Genomic DNA, 5,614 nt, shown 5'->3' with positions numbered 1-5,614 from the left:
CGGAAGGCGTGGAGCGGACCTCGACGAGGTCGCACAACTGGTGGATCATCCACAGGCCCCGCCCGCCGTCGGCGGAGGCGAGCGGCGGACGGCGGCGGCCCGCGAGCGGGTCGGCCAGCCGGCCGCCGTCGCGGATCTCGGCCACCACGCCCCCGCCTCCCGGGGCGCGCCACAGCCGCAGCGTGCCGCGGCCCCCGCCGTGCGCCAGGGAGTTGGCCGTGGCCTCGCCGACGGCGAGCAGCAGGTCGCCCCGGCGTCCCGCCGCGAGGGAGGACGCGTCGGCCCACGCCCCGGCGAACTCGCGTACCCGGGCCAGGTCCCCGCCCGCGTAGTCGAGGCCGACCGCTCCCGGTCCGGGCGCCGGCAGCGGGGTGTCGCAGTCGCCGCCGACCACCGAGGGGTCCGTGTAGCCGGGGCTCGGCCGTACGCGTCCGCCCTCGACCAGCGTGGGGTGCGTACGGCGGGCGTCGGCGAGCACGCCGGGGGAGAGGGCGGCCACCTCGTACGGGCACAGGACGGTGGCGTCGCGGCCGGCGAAGGCCGTGTTGACGAGGGCCTCGTGGCGCGTGGCCTCCCGGACCTCGGCCGGCGTACGGCCCGCCCAGACCGGCTCGGAGACGATCCGGACGGCCCGGCCCCCGTGCCGCTCGGCGAACTCCCGCAGCGCGGCCAGGATCCGGCCGGGATTGCGGCCCAGCCGTGCCATGTCCACGAACCCGACGCCCGCCCCGTCGCTGCCGAGGACCTCCCGCAGCGGCCCGAGCCGGGGGCCGGGCACCGCGACCAGGGCGGGCTCGTCCGCGGCGAGCGCGGCCCGCACGAAGCCGCCCGCCCCGGTCAGGTATTCCTCGGGGCTCCGGTAGAGGAGCGCGCGATGGGCGAAGGTCCCCGGACCGCCCGCCGCGGGAACTGTCGTCATGCCGCGACCTCCGGCGCGGCACGTTCGTCCGGGAACCACCACGACTCCTAGGAGGTGAGCATTCCCGCGCGCAGGCGGGCCAGGGTGCGCGAGAGCAGCCGGGAGACCTGCATCTGCGAGATGTGGAGCTCCGCGCCGATCTCGGCCTGCGTCTTCTCCTGCCCGAACCGCATGCTCAGGATCAGCCGTTCCCGCGGTTGCAGTTCCCGCAGCAGCGGAGCGAGGGTGTGGAAGTCCTCGAACAGCTCCATGGCGGGATCGCTCTCACCGAGCTTCTCGGCCAGCGCGCGGGCCGGACGGCCCGTGCCCCGCGCCTCCTCGGCCTCGTCGGCGGTGTCCAGCGAGCCGCTGGTGTAGCCGTTCGCGGCGACCAGGCCGTCTATCACCTCCTCCTCGGACAGCCCGAGGTGCTGGGCGACCTCCTTGACGGTGGGGGCCCGGTGCAGGGCCTCCGTGAGGGACTCCTGCGCCTTGGCGAGTTCGGAACGCAGCTCCTGGAGGCGGCGCGGGACGTGCACGGCCCACGTGGTGTCGCGGAAGTGCCGCTTGATCTCACCGGTGATGTAGGGGAGCGCCAGCGTCGAGAACTCGACCTCGCGGTCGAGGTCGAAGCGGTCGATGGCCTTGATCAGGCCTATGGTGCCGACCTGGATGACGTCGTCCATGTCGAGCCCGCCCCCGGAGACCCGGGCGCGGAACCGGCGTGCGGCGTAGTGCACCAGCGAGAGGTTCATCTCGATCAGCGTGTTGCGGGCGTACTGGTACTCCCGCGTGCCCTCCTCCAGGGACCGCAGCCTCGCGAAGAACAGCCGCGACAGTTCCCGGGCGTCCGCGGGCGCGATCTCCCGGGCCTGCTCCACCCGGGGCAGCGGTGGTGCGGCGGGCGGCTCCCCTCCCACGGACCGGGTGGGAGTCGGCACCCGGGGGTCCGTCGCACGTTCAGGGCTTACGACTGCTGCCGGACGAGGCATGGTGGCGGGTCCCTCCCTGTTGTCGATGGCTGCCGACCGCGCTCATGCCCCGAGATCGGCTTCCTACGCGTACCGGAATGCAGCTCCGTCCTGCCGGCCTCTCAGCGGGGGGCCGTCGTCTCGGGGTGATCCACCGTGCATACTCCATTCCGGAACCCGTACAGGTGAGATCCGGGAGGCGGACATGACCGGAGCAGGGGAAGCGCTGGGCGACGGCGTGGTCGGGGACAGCTACCGGGCGGGGCCTGGCTGGGTCGTCGCGGCGCGCGGCGAGCTGGACCAGGACACCCTGCCTTCGCTGGAGGAGGCCCTGACGGCCGCCGCGGACCGGCACGGGGTGGTCGTGCTGGACGCGAGTTCGGTCACATTCGGCGACTCCTCGTTCCTGAACCTCCTGCTGCGGCTGCACCGTCTGACCGTGCTCCGGGTCGCAGCCCCGGGCGACCAACTGCTCCGCCTGTTCGCCCTCACCGGAGCGGACACGGTCCTGTCGCTGCACCCCAGCGTCCAGGACGCCCTCGACCGATGAAGCGCCCGGAGGCCCCGGAAGAGGGGGTTAGCCTTCATCCGTCAGGTACGGCGGAAATGAGGTTGGCGATGGCTGAGCGGACCGGCGCGGTGGCACCGGGCGGAGCGGCGGTGGAACCCGGCGAGGGCGGCATCACCGAGTCGGAGCTGCGCCTGCTGCTGGAGGGGCTGACGGCCGTACGGGACGGGGATTTCCGTACGCGGCTGCCCGATGCGGCGGAGGGGCTCCTCGGGGAGATCGCCACCGTGTTCAACGGGATGGTCAACCAGCTGTCGCTGTTCACCTCCGAGGTGACGCGGGTGGCCCGCGAGGTCGGCACGGAGGGCACACTGGGCGGCCAGGCGGACGTCCCCGGCGTCGGGGGAGCCTGGCTGGACCTTACGGATTCGGTCAATTTCATGGCCGGAAACCTCACCGACCAGGTGCGCAACATCGCCCAGGTGACCACCGCGGTCGCCCAGGGAGACCTCTCCCAGAAGATCACCGTGGACGCCCGGGGCGAGATCCTGGAGCTGAAGAACACCATCAACACGATGGTCGACCAGCTGTCCTCCTTCGCCGGCGAGGTCACCCGCGTGGCCCGCGAGGTCGGCACCGAAGGACTGCTCGGCGGCCAGGCCGACGTCAAGGACGTCTCCGGCACCTGGCGCGACCTCACCGATTCGGTCAACTTCATGGCCGGGAACCTCACCGCGCAGGTGCGCTCCATCGCCCAGGTCGCCACCGCCGTCGCCCAGGGAGACCTCTCCCAGAAGATCACCGTCACCGCCCGCGGCGAGATCCTGGAGCTGAAGACGACCATCAACACGATGGTCGACCAGCTCTCCGCGTTCGCCGACGAGGTGACGCGCGTGGCCCGCGAGGTCGGCACCGAGGGCAACCTCGGCGGCCAGGCCACGGTACGCGGGGTGTCGGGGACCTGGAAGGACCTCACCGACAACGTCAACGTGATGGCGTCCAACCTGACGGGCCAGGTGCGCTCCATCGCCCAGGTCGCCACCGCCGTCGCCCGCGGCGACCTGTCGCAGAAGATCACCGTGGAGGCGAAGGGCGAGGTCGCCGTTCCTCGCCGGGAGTCATCACACCATGGTGGAACACCGCTGTCCGCGTTTCGCCGACGAGGTGACGCGCGTGGCCCGCGAGGTCGGCACCGAGGGCCGCCTGGGCGGCCAGGCACGCGTGCCCAACGTGGCGGGCACCTGGAAGAGCCTCACCGAGAACGTCAACGAGCTCGCGGGCAACCTCACCCGGCAGGTCCGGGCCATCGCCGCCGTCACCAGCGCCGTCGCCGAGGGCGACCTCACCCGCTCCATCACCGTGGAAGCCCCCGGCGAGGTCGGCGACCTCAAGGACAACATCAACTCCATGGTCGGCTCACTGCGGGAGACCACCCGCGCCAACCAGGAGCAGGACTGGCTCAAGTCCAACCTCGCCCGCATCTCCGGCCTGATGCAGGGCCACCGCGACCTGGCCGTCGTCGCCGAACTCGTCATGGACGAGCTGACCCCCCTGGTCGCCGCCCAGTACGGCGCCTTCTACCTGGCGGAGGACACCCCCGAGGGCACGGTGCTGACGCTCGTCGGCTCCTACGGCCGCTCCGCCGCCGACGGGGTCGGCGTCCGCTTCGCCCTCGGCGAGTCCCTCGTCGGACAGGCGGCCCGCAGCCACCGGACCATCACCACCGACCAGGTCCCCGCCGACTACGTCATCTCCTCCGGGCTCGGCCACACCACGCCCGGAAGCCTGATGATCCTGCCGATCATCGTGGACGACCAGGTCCTCGGCGTGATCGAACTCGCCTCCTTCTCCTCCTTCACCCCCGTCCACCGCGACTTCCTCGGCCAGTTGCTGGAGACCATCGGCGTCAACGTCAACACCATCGTCGCGAACGCCCGCACCGACGAACTCCTGGGCGAGTCCCAGCGCCTGACCGCCGAACTCCAGGCACGCTCCGCCGAACTCCAGGACCAGCAGGAGGAGCTGCAGCGCTCCAACGCGGAACTGGAGGAGAAGGCCGCCCTGCTGGCCAGCCAGAACCGCGACATCGAGGCGAAGAACCTGCAGATCGAACACGCCCGGCAGGAACTGGAGGACCGCGCCCAGCAGTTGTCGCTGGCCTCCAAGTACAAGTCGGAGTTCCTGGCGAACATGAGCCACGAACTGCGCACCCCGCTCAACAGCCTGCTGATCCTCGCGCAGCTGCTGGCCCAGAACCCCACCCGCAACCTCACCTCGAAGCAGGTCGAGTACGCCGGCATCATCCACTCGGCCGGATCCGACCTCCTCCAGCTGATCAACGACATCCTCGACCTCTCCAAGGTCGAGGCGGGCAAGATGGACATCCACCCCGAGCGGGTCCACCTGCAACAGCTGCTGGACTACGTCGAGGCCACCTTCCGGCCCATGACCACGCAGAAGAGCCTCGACTTCACCGTCACCACTGCCCCCGACGCCCCCGCCGACCTGCTGACCGACGACTCCCGGCTGCGCCAGGTCCTGCGCAACCTGCTGTCCAACGCGGTCAAGTTCACCGAGCGCGGCGGCGTCGAGCTGCGCATCGAACGGGCCACCGACGCCGAAGTCCCCGCCCGGCTGCACCGCCGGGGGAGCGTGATGGCCTTCCGCGTCCGCGACACCGGCATCGGCATCCCCGAACAGCAGCTGGAATCCGTGTTCGGAGCCTTCCAGCAGGCCGACGGGACCACCAGCCGCAAGTACGGGGGCACCGGGCTCGGCCTCTCCATCACCCGTGAGATCGCCCAACTGCTCGGCGGTGCCGTCGCCGCGGAGAGCACCCCCGGCCAGGGCAGCACCTTCACCCTCTACCTCCCGGTCAGCCACGCCGAGTTCGAGGACGGGCCCGCCCCCCAGGCCGCCACCCCCGCGCCCGCCGCCACCCCCGCCGCGTACGGTCTGCCCGGCCAGCGGAACGAGGGCGACGACGCGGCCCCGGCCGGCCGGCAGCGCCAGGCCCGCCGCCTCCTCGTCATCGAGGAACGCCAGGGCGGCCTGCTCTCCCTCGTCGCCGCAAGCGCCGAACGCGAACTCGAAGCCCCGCCCGCCCCCGACGGCGAGTACGGCGGTGTCCAGGTCGTCGGCGCCACCAGCTCGCGCGAAGCCGCCGCCGTACTGGCCTCCGAGCCGTTCCACTGCGTCGTCCTCGAACTCGACATGCCCGGCGGCGAGGCCCTGCGG

Annotated in this window: 3 protein-coding genes and 1 pseudogene; 2 read left to right on the top strand and 2 right to left on the bottom strand. The window is 71.9% G+C overall.

Translation table 11 applies throughout. The annotated features are described in order from the left end of the window. Nucleotides 1-919: sensor histidine kinase (locus SSNG_RS00875; RefSeq protein ID WP_007261885.1), on the bottom strand; the 919-nt coding region annotated here is incomplete at its 3' end. A 47-nt stretch (nucleotides 920-966) separates the two neighbouring features. Further along, nucleotides 967-1,839: a SigB/SigF/SigG family RNA polymerase sigma factor gene (locus SSNG_RS00870; protein WP_241694958.1), complete on the bottom strand. Its 873-nt coding sequence runs from the start codon at nucleotides 1,837-1,839 to the stop codon at nucleotides 967-969. A gap of 235 nt (nucleotides 1,840-2,074) precedes the next feature. Here SSNG_RS00870 and SSNG_RS00865 point away from each other — a divergent pair, with 235 nt between their 5' ends. Continuing rightward, nucleotides 2,075-2,419: an STAS domain-containing protein gene (locus tag SSNG_RS00865; protein ID WP_007261883.1), complete on the top strand. Its 345-nt coding sequence runs from the start codon at nucleotides 2,075-2,077 to the stop codon at nucleotides 2,417-2,419. 68 nt (nucleotides 2,420-2,487) lie between these two features. Further along, a pseudogene (locus SSNG_RS00860) lies at nucleotides 2,488-5,614 on the top strand (HAMP domain-containing protein); the annotation flags it as partial.

Origin of the sequence: Streptomyces sp. C, assembly GCF_000158895.1 — a bacterium.
Taxonomy (GTDB): Bacteria; Actinomycetota; Actinomycetes; order Streptomycetales; family Streptomycetaceae; genus Streptomyces; species Streptomyces racemochromogenes.
The sequence above is the reverse complement of the archived record's forward strand: the minus strand, read 5'-3'. Positions and strand labels throughout refer to the sequence as shown.

Bases quoted from the DNA above. Each gene is read 5' to 3' on its own strand.
- SSNG_RS00865 (WP_007261883.1), top strand. From the start codon at position 2,075: ATGACCGGAGCAGGGGAAGCGCTGGGCGACGGCGTGGTCGGGGACAGC.